The sequence below is a fragment of the Thiolapillus sp. genome (assembly GCF_048562965.1).
Taxonomy (GTDB): Bacteria; Pseudomonadota; Gammaproteobacteria; order Chromatiales; family Chromatiaceae; genus Thiolapillus; species Thiolapillus brandeum_A.
The window spans coordinates 1-522 of sequence record NZ_JBHNMF010001658.1; the positions used below are offsets into that span (position 1 = coordinate 1).

The window sequence follows — 522 nt, forward strand, 5'->3', positions numbered from 1 at the left end:
CCATCGAGCAGGCGCAGGGGCACCTCCTCGCTGCGCGAGGGATCGTATTCGAACAGCACTGCCGGCCGGTCCGGTGGTCCACCCCGGATGACCCACATCCATTTGTCTGACTGGGCCGATCGCTGCCAGCCATGGAGAGCGAAGCGAAGGCTGGTAGACCCCAGTAGCCGCGAGGCCGCACTGTTTTCCCGGCGTGCCTTGCGCCAGAGGGAAAACAAAGTAGGCCTCCGAACGCGGCGTCCAGTCATTGGGAGCCAAGTACGGAGCAGCAACGAGCTTGCGAAGTTGTTGCGTAGTGCTTGGTGACCAGGACGGCTGGGGCACCAATGGGTTGTCAAAGGCCGAGTCGATTTTGGGGACTGGGATGTCCCAAAATCTATCACGAGGCCGAAGACACGCTTGTTTCCGGTTTCCTTGAGCACCTGGAGTCGGGTCTCATCGGCTTGCAGGTAGTCACCGTCAAGCTGCTGTTCCCGCAGCAGGTTGATCAACGGCTTGAATACGTCATCCAGGCGGATGATC

General features: G+C 60.3%; 1 protein-coding gene. It reads right to left on the minus strand.

Annotation, left to right across the window (positions count from 1 at the left end; translation table 11 throughout):
- A partial coding sequence (locus ACOCD2_RS26070) for an IS66 family transposase (RefSeq protein WP_419587765.1) occupies nt 1–522 on the minus strand: 522 nt, incomplete at both ends.